General features: G+C 60.4%; 20 protein-coding genes. 3 read left to right on the forward strand and 17 right to left on the reverse strand.

What is annotated here, in order from left to right; genetic code table 11:
- Window positions 1-53: 53 nt before the first annotated feature.
- From A15D_RS03185 to A15D_RS03220, 8 genes are all read right to left on the reverse strand, one after another.
- Complete coding sequence (locus A15D_RS03185; protein ID WP_102790746.1) at window positions 54-941, reverse strand: septal ring lytic transglycosylase RlpA family protein; 888 nt, start codon at window positions 939-941, stop codon at window positions 54-56.
- Window positions 938-1993, reverse strand: a complete 1056-nt coding sequence (gene mltB, locus A15D_RS03190; protein ID WP_102790747.1) for a lytic murein transglycosylase B — start codon at window positions 1991-1993, stop codon at window positions 938-940. The genes A15D_RS03185 and mltB overlap by 4 nt, the downstream gene beginning before the upstream one ends.
- A 25-nt stretch (window positions 1994-2018) precedes the next feature.
- Entirely contained in the window at window positions 2019-3164 is a 1146-nt protein-coding gene (rodA, locus tag A15D_RS03195; protein WP_022986828.1) for a rod shape-determining protein RodA, read from the reverse strand.
- On the reverse strand, window positions 3161-5068 hold the full coding sequence (gene mrdA / locus A15D_RS03200) for a penicillin-binding protein 2 (protein WP_102790748.1): 1908 nt from the start codon (window positions 5066-5068) through the stop codon (window positions 3161-3163). The genes rodA and mrdA overlap by 4 nt, the downstream gene beginning before the upstream one ends.
- Before the next feature lie 27 nt (window positions 5069-5095).
- Window positions 5096-5566 carry a 23S rRNA (pseudouridine(1915)-N(3))-methyltransferase RlmH gene (rlmH, locus tag A15D_RS03205; RefSeq protein WP_022986830.1) on the reverse strand — a complete coding sequence of 157 codons (471 nt, stop codon included), beginning with the start codon at window positions 5564-5566 and terminating at the stop codon, window positions 5096-5098.
- A 3-nt stretch (window positions 5567-5569) separates the two neighbouring features.
- Window positions 5570-5932, reverse strand: coding sequence for a ribosome silencing factor (gene rsfS / locus A15D_RS03210; RefSeq protein ID WP_022986831.1), 363 nt, complete (start codon window positions 5930-5932; stop codon window positions 5570-5572).
- Complete coding sequence (gene nadD / locus A15D_RS03215; RefSeq protein WP_102790749.1) at window positions 5929-6594, reverse strand: nicotinate-nucleotide adenylyltransferase; 666 nt, start codon at window positions 6592-6594, stop codon at window positions 5929-5931. Before nadD ends, rsfS begins: the two co-directional genes overlap by 4 nt.
- A 66-nt stretch (window positions 6595-6660) precedes the next feature.
- Window positions 6661-7917 (reverse strand): glutamate-5-semialdehyde dehydrogenase, encoded by a 1257-nt coding sequence (locus A15D_RS03220; RefSeq protein ID WP_102790750.1) that lies wholly within the window; start codon window positions 7915-7917, stop codon window positions 6661-6663.
- Window positions 7918-8144: 227 nt separating this feature from the next.
- Here A15D_RS03220 and A15D_RS03225 point away from each other — a divergent pair, with 227 nt between their 5' ends.
- Window positions 8145-9434: an alpha/beta fold hydrolase gene (locus A15D_RS03225; protein WP_102790751.1), complete on the forward strand. Its 1290-nt coding sequence runs from the start codon at window positions 8145-8147 to the stop codon at window positions 9432-9434.
- 132 nt (window positions 9435-9566) lie between these two features.
- On the opposite strand, the gene A15D_RS03230 is transcribed toward A15D_RS03225, so the two are convergent.
- The 5 genes from A15D_RS03230 to leuS form a co-directional block, all read right to left on the reverse strand.
- Window positions 9567-10421: a class I SAM-dependent methyltransferase gene (locus tag A15D_RS03230; RefSeq protein WP_102790752.1), complete on the reverse strand. Its 855-nt coding sequence runs from the start codon at window positions 10419-10421 to the stop codon at window positions 9567-9569.
- Window positions 10422-10676: 255 nt separating this feature from the next.
- Window positions 10677-11225: a DJ-1 family glyoxalase III gene (locus tag A15D_RS03235; protein ID WP_102790753.1), complete on the reverse strand. Its 549-nt coding sequence runs from the start codon at window positions 11223-11225 to the stop codon at window positions 10677-10679.
- A 513-nt stretch (window positions 11226-11738) separates the two neighbouring features.
- A complete protein-coding gene (gene holA / locus A15D_RS03245) occupies window positions 11739-12740 on the reverse strand; it encodes a DNA polymerase III subunit delta (protein WP_102790754.1) in 1002 nt (333 codons plus the stop codon).
- A gap of 1 nt (window position 12741) precedes the next feature.
- Complete coding sequence (gene lptE, locus A15D_RS03250) at window positions 12742-13236, reverse strand: LPS assembly lipoprotein LptE (protein ID WP_102790755.1); 495 nt, start codon at window positions 13234-13236, stop codon at window positions 12742-12744.
- A gap of 71 nt (window positions 13237-13307) precedes the next feature.
- Window positions 13308-15755: a leucine--tRNA ligase gene (leuS, locus tag A15D_RS03255; RefSeq protein WP_102790756.1), complete on the reverse strand. Its 2448-nt coding sequence runs from the start codon at window positions 15753-15755 to the stop codon at window positions 13308-13310.
- A gap of 186 nt (window positions 15756-15941) precedes the next feature.
- Here leuS and A15D_RS03260 point away from each other — a divergent pair, with 186 nt between their 5' ends.
- The gene (locus A15D_RS03260; RefSeq protein WP_102790845.1) at window positions 15942-16556 is read left to right on the forward strand and encodes a YdcF family protein; all 615 of its coding nucleotides are present in this window, start codon (window positions 15942-15944) and stop codon (window positions 16554-16556) included.
- Window positions 16557-16615: 59 nt separating this feature from the next.
- Here A15D_RS03260 and A15D_RS03265 read toward each other — a convergent pair whose 3' ends face one another.
- The 4 genes from A15D_RS03265 to lnt form a co-directional block, all read right to left on the reverse strand.
- Entirely contained in the window at window positions 16616-18328 is a 1713-nt protein-coding gene (locus tag A15D_RS03265; RefSeq protein ID WP_102790757.1) for a SulP family inorganic anion transporter, read from the reverse strand.
- Window positions 18329-18331: 3 nt separating this feature from the next.
- Window positions 18332-18760 (reverse strand): TIGR01244 family sulfur transferase, encoded by a 429-nt coding sequence (locus tag A15D_RS03270; protein WP_102790758.1) that lies wholly within the window; start codon window positions 18758-18760, stop codon window positions 18332-18334.
- 68 nt (window positions 18761-18828) lie between these two features.
- Window positions 18829-19707 (reverse strand): MBL fold metallo-hydrolase, encoded by an 879-nt coding sequence (locus A15D_RS03275; protein ID WP_102790759.1) that lies wholly within the window; start codon window positions 19705-19707, stop codon window positions 18829-18831.
- Between the two features lie 100 nt (window positions 19708-19807).
- Window positions 19808-21286 (reverse strand): apolipoprotein N-acyltransferase, encoded by a 1479-nt coding sequence (gene lnt / locus A15D_RS03280; protein WP_102790760.1) that lies wholly within the window; start codon window positions 21284-21286, stop codon window positions 19808-19810.
- Between the two features lie 158 nt (window positions 21287-21444).
- On the opposite strand from lnt, the gene A15D_RS03285 reads away from it, so the two are divergent.
- Window positions 21445-22827: a B-box zinc finger protein gene (locus A15D_RS03285; RefSeq protein ID WP_102790761.1), complete on the forward strand. Its 1383-nt coding sequence runs from the start codon at window positions 21445-21447 to the stop codon at window positions 22825-22827.
- Window positions 22828-22837: the final 10 nt, after the last annotated feature.

A 22837-nucleotide genomic window follows, 5' to 3' on the forward strand; every position in this document is an offset into this window, starting at 1 on the left:
AGGCTTGCAATGGCCGCATTCTAGGCGTTGCCAGCGGGAATTTGTACCGTGTCTCAGTAACTCACCGGCATGGGACGGTCAAAACCGGCATCGGCTACCAGTTGTCTTGCCTGTTGGCGCTGGCCGTCGTCGCCGTAGGGGCCGATCCACACCCGGAACAGGCTGGCCTGCTGGCGGATCTCCGTGACCATGCCCAACTGCGCTTGCAGCGCCTGTTGGAGCCTTTCTGCGCTGCTGCGGTCCTGAAAGGCACCCGCCTGAAGGTAGAGGTCGTCACCGGTTGCCGCCGCGGTGGCAGGTGCAGGTGGCGGGCTGTCTAGCGCTGCTCGCACGGCGGTGGGGACGGTATTGCCCTGGGGAGAGCTGCTGGCGGGGTTGATGGCTTCCACGCGCACCCGGCCGGTGCCCGCCTGATCGATCCCCAGGCGTACTGCGGCAGCCCAGGACAAATCGATGATGCGTTCCGAGTGGAAGGGGCCGCGATCATTGACCCGGACCACCAGGCTCTTGCCATTGTCCAGATTGGTGACCCGAACGTAGGTCGGCAGCGGCAGGCTCCGATGGGCTGCCGTGAACTGGTACATGTCGAAGGCTTCACCGCTGGAGGTGCGATGGCCGTGGAATTTTTGACCATACCAGGAGGCCTTGCCTTCTTCCACGTAGCCGTCTGCGCTGGGCAAGACCCGGTAGGTTTTGCCCCAGACACTGTAGGTTTCCGGGTTGCCGTAGCGGCTCAGGGGCTCGTGTTTTGGCACAGGCTCCTGCACGCCGGAAATGTCACGGGGTGCGTGGGGAGCGGTGTCTTGCTGCAGGCTGTAGCGGTCGGAGCCTGGCGCTCCCTGGTTGACGGCGGGGGGCTCCTTGTCGCTGTCCGGTGCGGGGGCAGTGACACAGGCGCCCAGAAAGACGCTTGCCAGGGTAACGGTGGCCAGCCTTTTCATTGTCCGCTCTCCAGTGCCTCTGCCAGTTGTCGGGACAGTTGTAACACGGCCATGGCATACAGGCGACTGTGGTTGTAACGGGTAATGGTGTAGAAGTTGTCGGTGGCCAGCCAGAATTCGGCACCGTCCGTGCCTTGCAAGTCGAGCAGGGCAACGCGGGTGGTGTCCGGGAGATCAAAACAGTATTCGCTGGCAAAGCGGCCATCGCAGCTCACCGGGGTAACGCCGGCCTGGCGCGCCTCGGCAAGGGTGAAGGAAGGTTTATAACCTTTTTTGGCCAGCGCTTCGTAGCCATTGCCCGAAAGGTGCGCGCGGGCGGCCACTGGCAGCCCCGGTTTCCATTTGTGCTCGCTGAAGTAATTGGCCACCGAACCGATGGCGTCTACCGGGTTATTGACCAGGTCGATGACGCCGTCGTTGTCGAAGTCAACGGCATAGGCCTGATAGCTGGTGGGGATGAATTGCCCAAAGCCCATGGCGCCCGCATAGGAGCCTGTGATGCTGTCGGCATCAATATGCGCACGTTGTTCCAGTTCGAACAGGGCCTGTAGCTGCTTGCGGAAGAAGGTGGCCCGTGGCGGATAGTCGAACCCCAGTGTAGCCAGGGCATCGACCACCCGGTAGGTGCCCATATGCTGGCCGTAGCGGGTTTCCACGCCAATAATGGCAAGAATAATTTCCGGCGGGACACCGTAGGTTTTCTCAGCGCGTGCAAGCGCATCCGCGTGGGTGTGGGCGAATTCCACGCCTTTCTGGACACGACTCTCCTGCAGGAAAATCTTCTGGTAGGTTGCCCAGGTATGAGTCTTTTCCGCGGGTCGGGCGATGGATTCCAGAATTTTGGGCTGGCATTCGGCGCTGTCCAGCAAGGCGCGGATACGGGCTTCGTCGAGCCCTTGTTTGACCAGCGCCTGAATCATCGGGGCGGCCAGCTCGCGGTTGGCGTAGTCACTGCTTGGTGGGCAGACGTGTTCCAGAGCCGGCTTTTCGGCCTGGGCGAGGGAAGACAGGCCGAGCAGGCCAGCGAAAATAGTTGGGTAAAGTCGACGCAACGTCGCTTCTCCTTGTTGTCTGTATTCAGTATCCAATAAGCCGGCGGTGCGTGTGTACCGACATGAGCATGCCGAAACTGGCCAGCAGCGTCACGATCGAGGTGCCGCCGTAACTGATCAGTGGCAGCGGAACCCCTACTACGGGCATGAGTCCGGTCACCATGCCGATGTTGACGAACACGTAGATAAAGAACGTCATGATCAGGCTGGAAGCCAGCAGTCGGGAAAAGGTTTCCTGTGCCTGCCAACTGATGAAAAAACCGCGCCCGACAATAATCAGGTACATGCCCAGCAGCAGACAGACACCCATGAGTCCGAATTCTTCACTCAGCACCGCAAGAATGAAGTCGGTGGAGGATTCCGGCAGGAAATCCAGCCGCGACTGGGTACCGTCGAGCCAACCCTTGCCGTCCAGTCCACCTGAGCCGATGGCAGTCTTGGACTGGATAATGTTCCATCCAGTTCCCCGGGGATCGGCTTCGGGGTTCAAAAAAGTGTCTACCCGATTACGCTGATAATCGTGCATCACGAAGAAATACATGACCGGGGCGGCGGTCACGACCAGCAACACTGCAACGGCAATGAGACGCCAGGACAGACCGGCCATAAACAGCACGACCAGCCCGCTGGCGGCAATCAGAATCGCGGTACCCAGATCCGGCTGTAGTCCGATCAACATGGCGGGGAGACCCAGCAGTAACAAGGCGGCCAACACATCGCTGAGCCGCGGGGGTAGGGTGCGTTCACTGAAATACCAGGCGACCATGGCCGGAACCGCCAGTTTCATGACCTCAGACGGCTGAAAGCGACCCGCACCGGGAATGCTCAGCCAGCGTTGCGCGCCCTTGGCTTCGGTCCCCATGACCAACACAAGAATCAGCAATATCAGGCCGACAGAGTAGATGACTGGCGCCCAGAACCGGTAGCTGCGGGGGGGGATCTGTGCCAGCACGAACATGGCGGTGAGCCCGGCACCAAAGCGAATACACTGACGAACGACCAGCTCCATGCTTTCCCCGCCGGCGCTGTAGAGTACGGTCAGGCCGCCGAGCATCAGCAGGAGCAGGCTGGCCAGCAACGGGGCGTCCAGATGCAGCCTTTCTGCCAGTCCCGGAGACAAGCTGCCTGGGGCATGGCCTGGCATCTGGCGGATAAATTCGCGCTGGCTCACGGGGTGTCTCCGCTGTTGTCGGTCAGGGTGGGCTCTGGTGCACTGGCACTGTCGCCAAACACTTCTGGCACATCCAGTTCGCCCTGCTCATTCAGTAACCACGCATCCATCACTTGGCGAGCGACCGGCCCGGCGGTGGAGCCGCCATGGCGACCATTCTCGACCAATACGGCTACCGCAATCGCGGGCTTGTCGGCGGGGGCATAGGACACCATTAACGCATGGTCCAGCATCCGTTCTGCCAGTTCGTCTTCGTTGTAGGTTTCGTCCTGCCCCACGGAGAACACCTGGGCGGTGCCGGATTTTGCTGCCATGCGGTATTTGGCGTCTACGGCCATGATACGGGCGGTGCCGCGGGCCCCGGTGACGTCCACCATGGCGTCAGTCATCTTTTGCCAATTACTTTCGTCGTTCAGAACAATGGTGTCCCGTTCTACCGGCTGGCGCTCGCCGCCCAGGGTGGGAATCACCTGTTTGCCGTGATTGGCGGTAATGGCGGTGGCGGTGGCCAGCTGTAGCGGAGTGGCGAGCATGAAGCCCTGTCCGATACTGGTATTGATGGTATCGCCATGGAACCACGGGCGGCCGCGGGCGGCTTTTTTCCATTGTTTCGACGGCATGATGCCGGTGGATTCGTTAAACAGATCAATGCCAGTGTGCAGCCCCAGGGAAAACAGGTTCATGTAGCGATGCATGCGATCAATGCCGAGCTTGAAACCCATGTCATAGAAATAGGTATCGCAGGATTGAACCACCGCCAGATGCAGGTCGACGCGGCCGTGTCCCCAGCGCTTCCAGTCACGGTAGCGGTGTGGGTCGTTTTCCAGCTGGTAGTAGCCAGGGTCGAAGATCGAGCGTTGCCAGTTGGTCACCCCGGCATCGAGCCCGGCAATGCCGAGCATGGGTTTGACTGTCGAGCCCGGCGGGTAACGGCCCTGCAGGGCACGGTTGAACAGGGGATTGTCGTGATCGTTGCGGTAGGCGGAATAATCATTGTGGCTGATGCCGGTCACGAACAGATTGGGGTTAAAGCCGGGGCGGCTGACAAACGCAAGCACACTGCCGTCGCGGGGGTCGATGGCCACCACCGCGCCACGGCGCTCTCCCAGGGCTTCATAGGCAGCCTTCTGCACGCGCATGGAAAGCCGCAGGCGCAAGTCTTTGCCGGGGACTGGAGGCTGCTCTTCCAGCACCCGCAGAATTCTGCCCCGGGCATTGGTTTCCACCTGGCGGTAGCCAACCTCGCCATGCAGGCGATCTTCATAAAAACGTTCGATCCCGGTACGCCCGTAGAAGTGGGTGCCAGCGTAGTTGCGTTGTTGCTCCAGGGTCATGGCGTCCAGATCCTGGGCATTGATGCGATTCACGTAGCCAAGGACATGGGAGAACAGAATGCCGTGGGGGTAGTGACGGATGGGGTCGGCCGAGATGCGCACGCCGGGCAGGCGAAACTGGTTGACGGCCAGACGGGCAATTTCTTCCTCTGTGAGTCGGCCACGGACAGGGACCGGTTCCCAGGGGCGACGGGCAGCGGTGCGGCGCTTGTCAAAGCGCTCCAGGTCACCGGCATCCAGCTCCACCAGTTTGCCCAGCTCGGCCAGCAGGGCTTCCAGATCCCCCGCCTGCTCAATAACCACTTCCAGTGAGAAGTCGGGCCGGTTATCGGCAAGGATGACACCGTCACGGTCGGTGATCAGGCCGCGCGGAGGCGAGATCGCCCGGGTTTGCACGCGGTTGTTGTCGCTCAGGGTGGTGTAGCGGCTGTGCTCAATGATTTGCAGCCAGAACATGCGGGCCAGCAATACGCCGGTCAGCAATAGCACCAGAAAAACGCTCACCACCAGCCGCACACTGAAGATGCGCTGTTCGTGGTGATGATCTTTCAGGGTAAGCGGTTTGCGCATAAAAGGCGTCGGGTGAGCGTAAAACGATCAGCGATGATAGGGGTGGCCAGTCAGCAACGTCCACCCCCGATACAGTTGTTCAGCCAGTAATACTCTCACCAGTGGATGCGGGAGGGTCAGGTTGGACAGGCTCCAGCGTTCCTGCATCTGGGCTGAGAGCTCCGGGCAGAGTCCGTCCGGGCCACCCACCAGAATGACCAGATCCTGGCCGATGTCCTTCAATTCGCCCAGCTTGTGGCTGAGAGCATGGGTATCCAGCGCCCGGCCACGCACTTCCAGCGCCACGGTTTTCGCGCCTGGATACTTCTCCAGGCGTTTGCGAATGGCGTCGGCCTCGCTGCGTACCAGGCTGGCAGTGTCACCCTTGGCCCGTTTGGGCATGGGGATTTCTTCCAGCTCAAGCCGCATGTCCGGCGGTAAGCGCTTTTGGTACTCGGCGAAGCCGTCATTGACCCAGCCTGGCATACGCGTGCCGACAGCCAGGAGAAAGATGCGCATGGATCAGGCGTCAGTCTGCTGGTCGCGGTTGGGGTGATGGTCCGGGTTGCGCCACAGACGTTCCAGGTCGTAGAACTCGCGGGTAGCCGGGAGCATCAAGTGAACGATCACATCGCCCAGATCGACCAGTATCCACTCTCCGGTGTCTTCGCCTTCGGTGCCGATGGGGGGGTGTTCCGCCTTCTTGGCGGCCTCGACCACATTGTCTGCCAGGGCTTTGACATGACGGTTGGAGGTGCCGCTGGCGATCACCATGTAATCGGCCATGCTGGTCACGTCGCGGACGTCCAGCTCGGTGATGTTCTGCGCTTTCAGTTCTTCCAGGGCGTCAATTACCTGTGGCAGCAGCGGGGTGTCAGCGCTCATGGGGCCTCGTGATCGGTTGAATAGGTTGTTGTCGGGACATTATACAGATGATGGCAGCGAATATGGGCGCTCACTGCAGGATCCAGTGCCGGGCAATCGCCCTTGCGTGCCAGTGCTTCCCGGATCGCGGTGGCAGAGACGTCCAGAAAGGGGCGTTTGAGCATCAGCCGTAACCCGGCGGGCTGTCCACAAAGCCCATGAGCATCACTTTCCGGAAAGGCTGCAAGCACCTCGCCACTGGCCAGTTCACTGTCTGGGCGAGGCACCACGGCTAGGTGACACAGCGTGGCGTAGTCCTGCCAGCGGTGCCAGTGGTGGAGGCTGGCAAAACTGTCTGCGCCAATCATGAACACCAGCGGGGCCTCGGGATGTTGCTGTCGAAAGTGTTGCAGGGTCTTGAGGCTGTAGCTGGGGCCTTGCTGGCGCAGCTCCCAGTCATCGACGATAAGGCTGGGGTGCTCGTGACAGGCCAGCCGCAGCATGGCGAGCCGTTGTTCGGCATCCGCTGTCGGTTGCGGGCGATGGGGCGGGACTGCATTGGGGAGCAGGTGCACAGGGGCGTCCCCCAGTACCTTTGATACCGCCCGCGCCGCGCTGATATGGGCGCGGTGGACAGGATCGAAGGTGCCGCCGAACAGGACGAGAGGGACGCTGACACGCATCACGCTACACGCAACACGCTGGAAACAGGCTTCGCGTGCAAGCGTGTTGCATCAAGCGTGTCAGCGTTATTGCCTGATATGCCCATCACCCAGTACCACCCATTTCTGACTGGTGAGTCCTTCCAGTCCGACCGGCCCACGGGCGTGGATCTTGTCGGTGGAGATGCCAATTTCGGCGCCCAACCCGTACTCGAAACCGTCGGCAAAACGGGTGGAGGCGTTCACCATCACCGAGCTGGAGTCCACCTCGGTCAAAAATTGACGGGCCCGGGTATAGTTTTCGGTGATAATCGCCTCGGTATGGCCGGAGCTGTAGCGATTGATATGATCAATGGCTTCATCCAGATCCCGAACAATTTTCACCGCCAGCACCGGTGCCAGGTATTCCTCGCCCCAGTCGGTTTCGGTGGCCTCGCTCATGCCGTCCACAATGCTGCGGGCCAGCTCGCAGCCGCGCAGTTCCACGCCGGCATCCTGATAGCGGGCGGCCAGCTGCGGCAACACTTGCTGGGCAATGGCATTGGCTACCAGCAGGGTCTCGGTGGTATTGCAGGTGCCGTAGCGCTGAGTCTTGGCGTTGTAGGCCACCTCAATGGCTTTGGCGATATCGGCCTGATCATCAATATAGGTGTGGCAATTGCCATCCAGGTGCTTGATCACCGGTACCCGGGCCTCGTTGCTGATCCGCTCGATCAGACCCTTGCCGCCGCGGGGAACAATCACATCCACATATTCGGGGTGAGTAATCAGCTCGCCAACGGCCGCCCGGTCGGTGGTCTCCACCACCTGGACTGCGGTATCCGGCAGGCCTGCCTCACGCAGACCGATGCGCAGGCATTCGGCAATGGCCTGATTGGCATTGATGGCTTCTGAGCCGCCGCGAAGAATGGCCGCATTGCCGGATTTCAGGCACAGGGCAGCAGCATCGATGGTCACGTTGGGGCGAGACTCGTAAATGATACCGATGACACCCAGTGGTACCCGCATCTTGCCAACCTGAATACCCGAGGGGCGATAGGCCAGATCTGTGATCACCCCGACCGGATCCGCCAGACTGATGATCTGCTCTAGCCCTTCTACCATGCCGTCAAAGCGATCCGGGGTCAGTTCCAGGCGATCAAGCAGAGCGGCATCCAGGCCGTTACTGCGACCGTTATCCAGATCCTGCTGATTGGCCTGCAGAATCGCGCTGCGGTGGTTGCGCAGGGCGCTGGCGATGGCCGCCAATGCCTTGTTCTTGTCGCCGGAACTGGCCCGGGCCATTGACCGGGAAGCCAGGCGAGCCTGCTCGCCCAGTCGCTGCATGTATTGCTGGATATCCATAGGGTTACAAATGTGGTTCAAATGAAGGCTGCCATTATAGCGATAACTGGCGCTTTACGCTTGCACCCAAATGATGAAGAATTGAAGGCCTTTGCTGCGCCATTGAGGCTAACTCACTGTTTTATGGCACGATTGTGCCAAAAGCGCAGCAGCCGAGGACAAATAAAACCTTGCGTGCCTGCCATCAGGCACCTTACAACAAGAACAACAGAACGGAGCCAGAGACCATGGCCATCCAGTATCAGGAGTACACCCGTTCAGCGATCAAGGCAGATCCTATCCAGCTGTGGGCAGGAGACTGGCGGATTGACTATCTTGCCTTCTCTAGCCCGGCCAATGCCCATAAACCGCCGCTACTGGTGGTGGGGGGCGCCTTTCAGAATTTCACCTCCTATAAGTACTGCGTAGAACGTATTTACGAAGATTTCCCGGTGATTCTGGTGGACCTGCCCTCGCTGGGTAATAACACTCAGATCGCCCCCGATTTGAGTATGGAAGATCTGGCGGACTTGCTGTTCGAGTTCACACGTCTGTCCGGTCTGGAGAAAGTGCATCTCATGGGCCTGTCACTGGGCTCCGCCATTGCCAGCACCTTTGCCTACAAGTACCCGGCAGAAACCGGCAAGCTGATTGTCGCCGGGATCGTTACGCGCCCTCGCAAGAGCTGGCGCATGTTGGTGGATGAATCCAAGCGAGTGCTGGGTGAGGGCCGCATGGATGAGTTCAGTCAGGCAGTAGTGCTGTATCTGGTGAACTACAACCGGATCAAGGAAACCGGCATCACGCCCACGGCGCGAAAACTGTTTTACCGGCAAATGAAAAAGCTGTCGGAGAACGAGCAAGAGCGTTATGTCATCAATGGCAGCCGTCTGTTGTCTGTGGAGGGGCTCCTCGGGTATCCGGAATGCGAGACTCTGGTGACCACCGGTGAATACGACAGTTTCACCTTGCCCTGGGAAAACGCCTCGTTTGCCGAGAAGTGCCCCAATGCGCAGTTCGTGTTGATCAAGGGCGCGGATCATTTGCCCCAGTTGGAAAAGCGTGAAGTCTCACTGGATCTTTTTTCCACCTTTCTGCGTGGCGAGTCCATCGAGAACGTGGAAGGGACCCGTTATTTCCGAAAAGGGGAGTCCAAACAGCTCGACCGCCGCCGTGCCGAGCGCCTGATTCCTTGCAACACCCGTGGCCATGTCACTAGCGAATCCCGGGTCGGTGACCGCTTTCGCTTCAACAAGCCGGTGAAGGTGGTGGACATCAACTTTTTCGGTTGTCTGATCAAGCTGGATGAGCCGGGTTTTTCCCTGGCAGACCATGCCCGCGATTGCACCCTGTATCTGGAAAGTCCCGAACTCAAGCTGGATTTGCTGGTGTTCGATTACGACGGCGAAGGCTATCTGCGTTGCCTGTTCAAACACGGCAACATCGCCCTCGCTGAACGTTTCACCGAGCTACTCAAGGACAGCCAGTATTTTTTGCGCCCCAAAAGTGAAGACAAGGTGCACCGGATTTACGGATAAGCTCGGAAGCAATTAATAGTTAATAATGAATAATTAATAGCTAAAGAAGAGCCAAGAAAAGGCCGCTCCATGTGAAATGAATGGAGCGGCCTTTTTGTTTTCGGGGTTTAGTTATTCATTATTAACTATTAATTATTCATTGCCTTTAGTCGCTTCCAGAATCCGCACCATCGGATTGCCTCTCGTGACCGGGATCGGTAACTGGCCGTAATGGTCTGCCGGATTGTGAATCAACAGGTTGTCGAAACCCTGTGCCTTGAAGTGGGCAATGGCTTCGTCGTCGGCGTGAAAGTGGAAGCCGACCTGGCTGCGCGATACTGCGCCAAGCAGGTTGCCCAGCACTTTCAGGGTGCGGTAGAAGGGCATGCCCCGATACAGCGGATAGTTGTCGGTGAGGTAAGTGCCTTGGGGAAAGGCGGACAATGCGGTTGCCAGTTTGGTCCAGAACTCTGAGATGACTGGTAGCGGGAAGTAGTTCACCAGCCCTTCCGTAATCACCACTACCGGTTTGCTCTGATCCAGCTGGCTGAGCACATGGGTCAGGCTCAGCTCGCCGTCTTCGGCAAAAATATTGATGGGCATTACCCGGTGACGATCGCTGAGCACCCCATGTTCCTGCAGCAGTTGCTGTTTGCGATGTGCCATGTCAGGCAGGTCGGTTTCCAGATAGGTGAGCTGCGGATACTGCTGGCAGAAGCGGTGCCCCCGAGGCGACAGGCCACAGGCGATCTCCACGACCTGCGTTACACCGGCTTCGATCAACTGGTGCAGGCGATGATCAATCAGATGATGCCGTTGCAGTAGAAAGGTACGGATATTGCCGCCGACAATGTGACGGCCGACAAATTCGAACGGGGCAAGAGCACCGTAGAGAAACGCGCCGCCGCGGGTGCGGAAGAACGGAGCGGAGATGCCGTCGCGGGTCCAGACGTGGCCGGTATAGAGTGCAGTAAAGCTGATCGAGGATGTGTCGCGAGGTTCGCTCATTGTTGTTCTGCTGCTGTTGATCGTGGACTGACAGGCTAGCAGAATTCTGCCATTGGGTGATGGCAGTTTGAGCCAAATATGGGGTTCGCAAGTGTCTTGTTGCTTGCAGGGGCGGCTGATCGCCTACAGGCTGGCTGCGTCGCTGTTGTGGGAGCCAGCCAGCTGGCGTAGAGCACGGCCCTACGCAGCATCGCTTGCAGGCAAGCTCCCACAGGGTGTGGTGTGACGGTAGGGAGGGGCGCTGTCAGCCGCTCTTTATATCACCATTGGGGTGGCGACCTCGTCGCGCTTTTCCTGGCCGCACAGCGCGTCGACCAGGGCAAGGGCGAATTCCAGTGCGGTGCCGGGGCCGCGGCTGGTGAGGCAGTGTCCATCCCGTACTACACGTTCCTCTAGCCGTTGTTTGTTGGGCAGGGCATCGGTAAAGAACGGATGGCCTGTGGCCTCCACATCATCCAGCAGGCCGTGGGGTGCCAGCGCCACCGCGGGGGCGGCGCAGATGGCGCCATAAAAACGGCGACTGGCTTTCTGATCCTTTAGTTTGGCGATGAGCTTCTCGTTGCCCCCCAGCGCATCGGCGCCAGGCATGCCACCGGGCAAAACGATCAAGTCGTATGGTGTGTCCACCAGATCATCAATCAGGGCGTCTGCCTCGATGCGGGTACCCCGTGCTGCCACGATGCCGGGTTTACCGGTGACGCTGGCGACGGTGACCTCAATGTCCGCACGGCGCAGTACATCGATAAGAGTGACGGTTTCGATATCTTCACTGCCGTCGGCGATAGGGATCAGGGCGGTGGGCATAATCTGACTCCAGTAGTGGCTACACGCTACACGCTACACGCTACACGCTACACGCTACACGCTACACGCTACACGCTACACGCTACACGCTACACGCTACACGCTACACGCTACACGCTACACGCTACACGCTACACGCTACACGCTACACGCTACACGCTACACGCTACACGCTACACGCTACACGCTACACGCTACACGCTACACGCTACACGCTACACGCTACACGCTACACGCTACACGCTACACGCTACACGCTACACGCTACACGCTACACGCTACACGCTACACGCTACACGCTACACGCTACACGCTACACGCTACACGCTACACGCTACACGCTACACGCTACACGCTACACGCTACACGCTACACGCTACACGCTACACGCTACACGCTACACGCAATTGGATCAGGAGGAGCGAAAAGGTTCCCGGGTTTTCCCAAAGACCAGAAAGGATTTTCAGATCGTCGCGTTGGGGCCAATAAATAACCTCTACACTACAGGGGAGGTTATCGTTCCAGGTTTCTCGGCAGGGGCTGGCCGGCCAGGCGCAGGGCAAGGTTGGTGACATGTTGCCAGGGGTCGCCTTTGGCCATGCCTTTGACGCACTGATCGGCGCGGATCGCGCTCGCCTGGGCGGCCCGCAGTTGCTGCGGGTTGAGACGGTTGGCCTGGGCCTGCATGGCGCGGGCTCGCTGTGGGGGCAGGCGTGGTGGTGGCCCGCCGCCGAGCATGCCGTCAAGAATGCGAATGTCACGGCTCAGAGCCCACAGTAATACCGGTGGTTCGACGCCTTCTGCTCGCAGGGTCTGGATGATATGCAGTACCCGATGGGCATCGCCCTGGGCGGTGGCTTCGGTGAGGTCAAAGGGGGAGTAACGGCTGGAATCGCCGACCGCCTGTTGAACATGCTCAGGGGATACCTGGCCGTTGTCGACCAGCAGGGCAAGTTTGTCCACTTCCTGGGCGGCGGCCAGCAGGTTGCCTTCGCTCCGTTCGATCAGCAGGGCAAGGGCGTCATCGCCAGCGTGCAGTCCGCGGCTGGCGAGCCGGTCCTGTAACCAGTTACGCAGTTGATTGCCTTCCACCGGCCACACCTCAATGATGGCGCCAATCTCGTCAAGGGCCGTGACCCAGGCGCTTTTTATGTCTTTGCGGCGGTCCAGTTTGGAACAGCGGATCAATATCAGGGTGTCAGGGGAGGGGTTGGCGAACAGATCACGCAGGATCTGGCTGCCGTTCTTGTCGGGGCGCTTTTCGCCAAGCACCAGTTCGAGAATCCGGCGTCCGCCGAACAAACTCATACTTTGTGCTTCATTGAGCACCGCATTCCAGTCGATGCCAGTGTCGGCGGAAAAGCGATGGCGCTCGTCATAACCCTGATCGCGGGCGGCACGGCGCAGGTCGTCCAGCAGCTCCTGTTGCTGCAGGGGTTCGTCGCCGGCGACCAGATAGACCGGCAACAGCCCTGAGGACAGATGCTTGCCAAGTTGCTCCGGACGCAGGCGCATATTAGTAGGGCTCCCAGCGCTGGGATGCGGTGGCAATCTGGTTGATCAGGCGGTAGCTCATGTCTTCGTAGAGATCGTCGCGCACCATGGTTTCTTCGTCAGAGGATGCCGTGGCGTTCTCCGGATACCAGGGCAGGGTGCGCAGTGCCATCATCCGTTTGGGCGTGGTGAGCAGGGCGCCGGTCTTGCGATCCTTGATATGCCAGTAGAGCGTGTAACGCAGCTCGATTTCGGCCTGGCGCCCCTGCGCATCCACGGCAGAGGTGCGACGCATCCAGTCCTCATCATCAATGACCAGGAGATAGGGAGATTCGCCATGCACCAGGACGCCCTGGTTTTCCAGCTCATCTTCCAGGGTATAGCGTAGCTCGGTACTGGCACCGGTAACGGTGAGGGTTTCAAGGTTGGGCTTGCTGGTGGTGCCACGCAGCTGCCAGCCGCAGGCCGACAGCAGCAGGGTCAGGATCAGGGCGGTGATACCGGCAGACGCCTTCATGGAACTCTCCATTCACACAGACCATCGACACAGGGGCGGAGATCGGCAAACACCGATCTCCGCCCTGCGGTTCAATTGGCGACGATGTTGACCAGTTTGCCAGGGACGACGATAACCTTGCGAATGGTCTTGCCTTCGGTGAATTTCTGCACGTTGGGCTCATCCTTCGCCAGGGCTTCCACGGCTTCCTTATCGGCATTGGCCGGCACATTCAGCTTGGCGCGCACTTTGCCGTTCACCTGTACTACCAGCTCGATGCTGTCTTTCACCAGGGCGCTTTCGTCCACGGTGGGCCAGCCGGCGGTGAGTACGGTCTCATCATGCCCAAGGGCCTGCCACAGGGCATGGGCAGCGTGGGGGATGATGGGGGCGAGCAGCAACACGGCCGCTTCCAGGGCCTCGTGTTTCACCGCGCGGTCTGCCTCGCCGGGACCCTCGAAACGGCTGACTTCATTGATCAGTTCCATGACGGCGGCGATGGCAGTGTTGAAAGTGTGGCGGCGACCGAAGTCATCGCTGACCTTCTGGATGGTTTCGTGGGTCTTGCGACGCAGCGCCTTGGCGTTGTCGTCCAGGCCGGTGAGATTCAGCGCAGCGGGCAGACCGGCTTCCACGTGGTCGGCCACTTGCCGCCAAAGGCGCTTGATGAAACGGGACGCGCCCTCGACGCCGGAATCATTCCATTCCAGTGATTGCTCCGGCGGTGCGGCAAACATGATGAACAGACGTACGGTGTCAGCACCGTACTGTTCGATCATTTCCTGCGGGTCCACGGTGTTGCCTTTAGACTTGGACATCTTGGCGCCATCTTTCAGCACCATGCCCTGACACAGCAGTTGCTTGAACGGCTCGTCGGAGTCCACCAGGCCGGTATCACGCAGCAGCTTGTGGAAGAAGCGCGAATACAGCAGGTGCAGGATGGCGTGTTCGATACCGCCAATGTACTGGTCTACCGGCAGCCAATAGTTGGCGGCGGCGGGGTCCAGCATGGCCTGATCGCTCTGCGGTGAGCAGTAGCGGGCGTAGTACCAGCTGGATTCCATAAAGGTGTCGAAGGTGTCGGTTTCGCGCAGGGCTGGCTGGCCATTGAGCGTCGTCTTGGCCCATTCCGCATCGGCCTTGATCGGGCTGTTCACCCCATCCATTTCCACATCGGTGGGCAGTACCACCGGCAGCTGGTCGGCGGGGGTGGGGTGCAGTTCACCGTCTTCGGTTTCTACCATGGGGATGGGGGCGCCCCAGTAACGCTGACGGGAGACGCCCCAGTCGCGCAGGCGGTAGTTCACTTTCTTCTCGCCCAGGTTGCGCTCGCTCAGCCAGGCCGCGATGGCGTCGAAGGCTTCGGCGGAGGTCTTGCCGGTGAATTCACCGGAGTTCACCAGTTTGCCTTTTTCGGTAAAGGCCTCGTTGGCCAGGTCGATGGACTCATCACCGGCAGGCTCAATCACCTGGTTGATGGGCAAGTCGTATTTCTTCGCGAATTCGTAATCACGCTGGTCATGGGCGGGTACAGCCATCACCGCGCCGGTGCCGTAGCCCATCAGGACAAAGTTGGCGATCCATACCGGCACGGGCTCTCCGCTAATCGGGTGAGTCGCGGTGAGGCCGGTGGCGATGCCTTTCTTTTCCATGGTGGCCATGTCGGCTTCGGCGACCTTGGTGTGCTGGCACTCTTCTACAAAGGCGGCCACGTCAGCACGGGTGGCGGCGGCTTTCTGCGCCAGTGGGTGACCGGCGGCCACGGCTACGTAGCTTACTCCCATCAGGGTGTCCGGACGGGTGGTGTAGACGCGCAGCGGGTCTTCACCGTCGATGGCGAACTCCAGTTCCACGCCCTCTGAGCGACCGATCCAGTTACGCTGCATGGTCTTGACCTGTTCCGGCCAGCCATCCAGTTGGTCCAGATCGTTGAGCAGTTCGTCGGCGTAATCGGTGATCTTGATGAACCACTGAGGGATGTTCTTCTGCTCCACCGGGGTGTCACAACGCCAGCAGCAACCTTCGATCACCTGTTCGTTGGCCAGCACGGTCATGTCGTGGGGGCACCAGTTCACGGTGGACTGCTTGCGGTACACCAGCCCTTTTTCGTACAGCTTGGTGAAGAACCATTGTTCCCAGCGATAATATTCTGGCGTGCAGGTGGCCAGTTCGCGGTCCCAGTCGTACCCGAAGCCCAGACGCTTGAGTTGGCCCTTCATGTAATCGATGTTTTCGAAGGTCCACTTGGCCGGGGCCACCTTGTTTTTGATGGCCGCATTTTCCGCAGGCAAGCCGAAGGCATCCCAACCCATGGGTTGCAGCACGTTTTTGCCCTGCATGCGCTGGTAGCGGCTGATCACATCGCCGATGCTGTAGTTGCGCACATGGCCCATGTGCAGGCGACCGGAAGGGTAGGGAAACATGCTCAGGCAATAGAACTTTTCCTTGCCGGCCTCTTCGGTGACCTTGAAGCTTTGGTTATCCTCCCAGTACTGCTGGGCTTGGGCTTCGATCTGATCGGGGCGATACTGTGCGTCCATCGGGTCTCTTTACTGATCAAAAAAACAACGGGTGTACGGGTTCGGAACCTTTGGCTGGCCAACAGGGCCACACTATCCAGAGGGTGCCGGCAAAGGAGACATAGGATACATGAGCTTGGCGTGGATTTCTCAATGGTCTGAGTGTCATTTGGCATTCCTCTCAGGCCCCGGTCGGGGATGGCAGGCATGGGGCTGACCTGGCTGGCGTTGATGGTGCTGGTCGGCGCCACTCTGCCTGCGGTGGTGAGGGGGCTGTTGCCACCGCTGCCGCGTCGCAATACCGGTATTTCTCCGCAAGCCGTGGTGGTGGTGGGGGCGGGGCGCCGACGCCAGAACGGCCAGGTCTCCCTCACCACCCGGGGCCTGCGTCGGTTGCAGCTGGCGGCGAGTCTGGCCAACGAGCATGGGCTGCCATTGTTGGTGAGCGGTGGCATGAACCAGGCTCCGCAGTCGGATGGGGAGCCCACGGAAGCCGCGTTGATGGCGGAACAGGTACGCCGGCGCTGGCCTGCCCTCGAGGTGATTGAGGAAGGTCAAAGTCGCAATACCTGGCAAAACGCGCTCAACAGTGCGGAGTTGCTGGCGGCCAGGGGGGTGGATGAAATTATCCTGGTGAGCGACCGTACCCATCTTCCCCGTGCCCTGCTGTGTTTCCAGAGTCAGGGGGTGTTAGCCCAGGCCGCCTGGCAAAAGCGTCTGCCGAAACATGCCTGGCGACCGTCTGCCGGGGCTCTCTCCATGGTGCCGGAAATCTGGTACGAATGGTTGGCGTTGGTGTGGTACCACTTGCGGTATCTCTGAAGAACGCGATTGGCCAACAGGGTTTCAGGTCCGGAGTGGGGCGTGGCGGTGAAGATTCGCTAGCCCAGAGCCTCTACGGCCAGGTAGTGGCTCAGGAATATCTGGCCGCTCAGCTCGCTTTCCAGCCCGGTTTTTTTCAGCAGGTCCATGACGGGGCCTTTGACTTCCGATAGATGCAGTTGCACCCCGGCGGCGTCCAGCCGGGCATTCAGGCTTTGCAGGCTTTCCACGGCGCTGGCATCCAGATGATTTATTGCGGAGCACATCAGCACCAGATGGCGCACCTCTGGCCTGGCCATGGTGCGATCGTAGAGCAGGTCTTCCAGCGATCGAGCGTTACCAAACCAGAGAGATTCATCCACGCGAATGGAGAGAAGGTGTGCCTGACGCTCCACATCGTGGCGATCAATATTGCGAAAGTGATGGGTGCCGGGGACCAGCCCGACTTCTGCTACGTGGGGCTGGCTGGTACGCCACAGAAACAGGCCCAGTGACAGCACCACGCCGATCAGCAAACCGGTTTGGACATTGATCAACAGCACTCCGGCCAGGGTGGCCGCCATGGCCACGCAGTCCGGTCGGCTGAATTGCCACAGGTGTTTCAGCTCCCGCCATTCGATCAGTGAAATGACGCTCATGACGATGATGGCGGCGAGGGTGGCTTGTGGAACGTGGGTAAACCCGCCGGTAAACCACAGGGCAACGCCGCCCATGGCAAGCCCGGCCAGCAGGCCGGTCATGGGGGTGCGGGCACCTGCGTCAAAGCTGACGGTGGTGCGGGAAAAGCTCCCCGTCACTGCAAAGCTGCCGGATACGCCACTGGCCATATTGGCCAGCCCCAGGCCCAGCAGCTCCCGGTTGGCATTGATGCGTTCGCGGCGTTTGGCGGCCAGGGCCTGGGCCAGAGAGATGGATTCCACAAAACCGATCAGCGCCAGCAGCAGGGCGGGCATCAGCACCTGCTGCCATTCGTCCTGGCTGAGTCTCGGCAGCGCCGGTTGTGGCAGCCCACCGGGGATGGTGCCGACCACGGCAAGCCCCTGCTGGTCCAGCTGTAGCAACAGGCAAAGCACCGTCGTCACCAGCATTGCGAGGACCGGTCCGGACTTGCCCAGAAAAGCGGCGAGCCAGTGGGGCAGAGAGGCGCGTTTGAGAGCCCCGGCCAGTTTTTTGGGGAGTACCAGGCAGATGATGGCAAGCATCGCGATGGCGACCGTGAGCCAGTGGGTCTCGTTAAGGTGGGAGAACAGGTTGAACCCCAGCTGGATCAGGTTCTCGCCATGGGCATCAATGCCGAGCAAATGACGGAACTGGCTGGCGGCAATCACGATGGCGCAGCCGCTGACAAAGCCGAGAATGACCGGGTGGCTAAGCAGGTTGGTCAGCCAGCCCATGCGCAGGGCCGCCATGACGACCAGGATCAGGCCTGAGAGCAAGGCCATGCCGATGGCGGCCTGCAGGAAGCGTTCCGGGTCGCCTGCGGCGATGGCCCCTGCGGCAGAGGCGGTAATCAGGGAGGTGAGGGCGGCGGGGCCTACCGAGAGTGCCCGGCTGGTGCCAAACAGGCCGTAAACGATCAGAGGCAGCATGCTGGCATACAACCCGGTTTCCGGGGGCATGCCAGCCAGCAGGGCATACGCGAGGCCCTGGGGCACCAGTAACAGGGTGACGATCAGGGCGGCAATGGCATCCCCCGTCGCATCGTCCTTGCTGTAGCGAGCCAGCCAGTCGCTGGCCGGTAGCCAGCGCAGCAGTCGGAGGGCTCGCGGCATGGATTACTGGCCCCGGCGCTGGTCGAGGCGGTCGGCCAGTTTGCTCAGGTCATAGCCGGCCTGGCCCGCGGTAGTCAGGATGCTCTGGTTATCTTGCTCCCCGGCCTGACTCAGTGCCCACAGGGTGGTGCAGCGGGTGCCTGTGCGGCAGAACGCGAGTACCGGCGTGTCGGCCAGTGAGACGATGGCGTCGAAGCCATCAATGTCTGTTTCGGCGATGTTACTGCCGACCACCGGCTGGTGGGCGTACTCCAACCCTGCTGCTTCCGCGGCGGCGGCCATTTCGGCGCTGCTGGGCTGGTCTTCACCTTCCCCGTCCGGGCGATTGTTGAGCACCGTGCGGAAGCCGGCATCGGCTACGGCTTGCATGTCTTCCGGGCGCAGCTGGGCGGAGACAAAAAGGGTGTCGGTCAGCTTCTTGAAATCGGTCATAGGTTTCCCTTGATAGCGTTGCCGTTAGTTGTCGGAGGCGATCAGCTTACGCAGTTGTGGCGCCGATCTCATCCTTGGGCGGCAAACAGGTTCAATGGAATTTTGAGGTACTGCACGCCGTTGTCTTCTGCTGGCGGTAGATGGCCTGCCCGCATGTTGACCTGTACCGATGGCAGAATCAGTCGCGGCATGTCCAGGCTGGCATCGCGGGTTTCACGCATGGTCACGAACTCGGTCTCGCTGATGCCGTCGTGGACATGAATGTTGTGCTGGCGCTGTTCGCCCACGGTGGTCTCCCAAATGAAATGGTCGCGGTCGTCGGGCAGGTAGTCGTGGCACAGAAACATGCGGGTGGCGTCGGGCAAGGCCATTAGCGTCTGGATAGAGCGATACAGGGTACGGGCATCACCGCCGGGGAAGTCACAACGGGCGGTACCGTAATCGGGCATGAACAGGGTGTCGCCCACGAACACCGCATCGCCGATGACATGGCTCATGCAGGCGGGGGTGTGGCCGGGCGTGTGCAGGGCCCTGGCCTGGAGATTGCCGACCCGATAGGTCTCTCCATCCTGAAACAGGTGATCGAACTGACTGCCGTCCCGGGCGAAGTCACTGCCGGCGTTAAAGGTCTTGCCGAAGGTGTCCTGCACCGTGCGGATGTGTTCTCCAATGGCCAGCTTGCCGCCCAATTGCTGCTGTAGCCAGGGCGCAGCAGAGAGATGGTCGGCATGGACATGGGTTTCCAGCAGCCATTCCACGGTCAAGGACTGCTCACGTACGAAATCGACAATGCGCTGGGCGCCGCTACAGGAGGTGCGGCCGGCGTTGGCAGCGTAATCCAGCACCGAATCCACAATGGCGCAGTGACGGGTTTCCGGGTCGGCCACCACATAGCTGACGGTATGGGTGTCCTGATCGAAAAAAGCAGTGACATCGGGCCGGGACATGGGATCTCCGTAGGTCGTCGGACAAGATCGGATGCCCTATTTTCAGGCGATTACGGGCCGAATGTCAAATAAGGTTATAAGCTTATTCCCAAAAGAGATATTAAGTGAGGCTTTTCATCCTCAGTGTCCAGCCAGCCAGGATCAGCAGCCCGGATACCAACAGCCATGGCCATACACCGGTGGCCATGAACGGGGTTACCCCAGCTCGCGGTTGGTAGTGGCTATAGAGCACATCGCGGGTGAACTGGGGCAGCTCATCCACCACCTTGCCGTGATGGTCAATCACCGCGGTGACTCCGTTGTTGGTGCCGCGCAACAGCCAGCGGCCGGTTTCCAGTGCGCGCATGCGGGCCATCTGAAAATGCTGGAGGGGGCCGGCAGAGGTGCCGAACCAGGCGTCGTTGCTGATGGTGATCAGGGCATCGGCATCATGGCTTCGTTGCGCCACCAGTTCCGGATACAGAATTTCATAGCAGATAAACGGGGCGATGGTGTGACCCATAGCCGTCAGGTTGGGTTGCTGGGGATCTCCAGGGGTAAAACTGGACATGGGCATGTCGAAAAACGGGATCAGGCCGCGTATCAGGGATTGAAGAGGAACATATTCCCCAAATGGCACCAGTTTTTGCTTGTGATAAACCCGCTCATGGCCCTGGCCATCATCCAGGGGGATGGACGCAATGCTGTTGTAATAGGTAACACCGCTGTCGCTCAGGGTCCGCCAGGGCACACCGGTGATAAAGCCGCCGCCACGTTCGGCCAATGCTTTACCTTCGCTTTCCACAAACGGCGTGATGGCCTGGTACAGCTCGGTGAGGGCGGATTCTGGCCAGATGACCAGATGGCCGTCAGGGATGTGGCTGGTCAGTTCATGGTAAATCTCCCGGGTGCGCGAACGCATGGAGGTTTGCCACTTGAGGTCCTGGGGAATGTTGCCCTGCACCAGCGCGACCTTTTGGTTCTGGCCCGTGGCCTGGGTGAATTGTACGAAGTGCGAGGCTGCCGTGATGACCCCGAGCAGTGAGATAACGGCCAGGCTGGTCAGGCGGGGGGTACCGGCGGTCCGGCATTGCACCGCACAGCTTGCCAGCAGTACCGCGGTGAGCGTCAGCAGCCAGACACCGCCAATAGGCGCGAGGGGGGCAAACGGGGTGTCGATCAGGGCGTAGCCGGCATAAAGCCAGGGAAAGCCGGTCAGGAACCAGCCCCGGAACCAGTCGATCAGCAGCCAGCAGCCGGCAAACGCCAGCGCGGCGCGTCCCAGTCGCCAGCTGGCATAGAAGGCAAGACCATTGAAGAGCGCCAGAAAGGCGGCAAAGAGCGCGGTAAAGGGGATTGCCATCCACAGGGGCACGAAGCCGTAATCATGCATTGAAACGTGCACCCAGCTTACCCCGAAACCGAACATGCCCAGCCCGTAGAGCCAGCCACGCAGCATGGCTTCACGGGCGCTGGGGGCGTGACGCAGGCTCCAGAAGCTGGCGCCGATGCTGACCAGCAGCAGCGGCCAGAGGTCGTAGGGCGCAAAGGCAAGCGGAAATAGCAGGCCGGCAATCAGGGCCAGCAGACGGTCACGCATGGGTATCCTTGTTTTATAGCCGCCTGGCGGCCAACGGTAGAGTCTGTGCAATGGATTGAATAAAGTAGCGGACATAATAACGTTCAACCGCCGGGGGGCAGTTGAACTTTCAACTGGCCCAGGCCTGAAAGGGCAGCGGCGGCTTTGGGGGCATCATAGTGAATCACCCTTGCAAGTACCATCCGGCCACGGAGGCGCTCTGGTTTTGTCGTCATGATGGTCTGTTTCTGTGTCAGCAGTGTGTGGATGGCCGGGAAGACAATCTGGTGGAAGCCCGCTGCCTGTTGTGTAACCAGGATGTGGAGGCCACCGGGCAGTCGGGCGGTGGCCCTCTCTGGCAACAACTGGAGCGTTGCCTGCGGTTGCCCTTCACTCCAGTGCTGTTGCCTGTGTTGCTGGTCTGGGGGCTGGTGGCCGCCTTGATTCCGCCGGTGCCTGAGCTGCTCGCCTTGACCTTGCTGGGCGGCGTGCCGGCATTCGGATTCGGGCAGGCGATCATGGCTGCCCGGACCCATCCGCGCCGGGGGCGGGCGGTGGTGGCTGTCCCTGGCTGGGACGCGTTGTCTTCAGGGCAGGGCTGGAAAGGGGCCTTGTTGCAAGCAGCCCCGGCGTTGCTGGTCATGCTGATGGCCGGGGCGGTGATGTGGTTCTTCTCTGTGCCGGCGGGATTGGTGATGGGGGCCCTGTTGTTGTTACTGGTACCCGCCCTGTGGTTGGCGATCCAGGTGCAGGGCGCCGAGCCAGGTTCTTATGCGGCGGCTCCTGCCTATCTGGTGAGTGTGCCCCGTGACTATGCCGTGGCGGCGGGTCTGGCTTCTCTTGGCGGGTTGCTTGTGGTGGCTGTGTTGCTGGTAGCGGTAGATGTGATGCCGAGCCCGCTGGTGCAGGGGCTCGGCGGTGTGCTCGCGGCTGTCTGGTGGTTATCGTTGGCGGCCCTGTGCGGCGAAATGCTGGGCCGCCATGGGCGGTTGTGGGGCATCAATACCGGGAGCGCGAGAGTGACCACCCCACTGGCCGCTCGACGCCAAAACGTACAGCTATGTGCGGGGCGTTACGACAAGGTATTGCTCAGCACTGCCAAGGTCGTGAAAACCAAAAAGGCCACCGTGGCCGATTGGCAGCGTCTGGACCGATTGCTGCAGGTGCTGGGACGTGAGGATGAGCGACAGGCCAACGCCGAGCCCTATCTGGATGCGCTGGTGAGCGCGGAGAACTGGTCCGCTGCCCGGCAACTGATCGCCGAGCAGCAGCAACGTCAGCCGCAATGGTTGCCGGGCGATCCCGGGCTGCGGTTGGTGTTGGCGCGGGGGCTGTATGACGTTGATCCTAAATTGGTGGTCAATCTGCTCAAGGAAATGCACGAGCGCCACCCGGAGTTTTCCGAGTTGGGTAATGCCTACCTGCTACTGGCCCGTGCGTTGGCAGAAAAATTCGGGCTCGGTGGCAAGGCTGAGCAGTACCTGCGCTTCGTGGAAAGCCATTGCCGCGATGCCAGGCTACGGCAGCAGGTAGCGGAGTACAGAGCGGCCTGGGGGGCGTAGCGATCTGGGC

This window comes from Alcanivorax sp. MD8A, from assembly GCF_002888555.1.
GTDB lineage: Bacteria > Pseudomonadota > Gammaproteobacteria > Pseudomonadales > Alcanivoracaceae > Alcanivorax.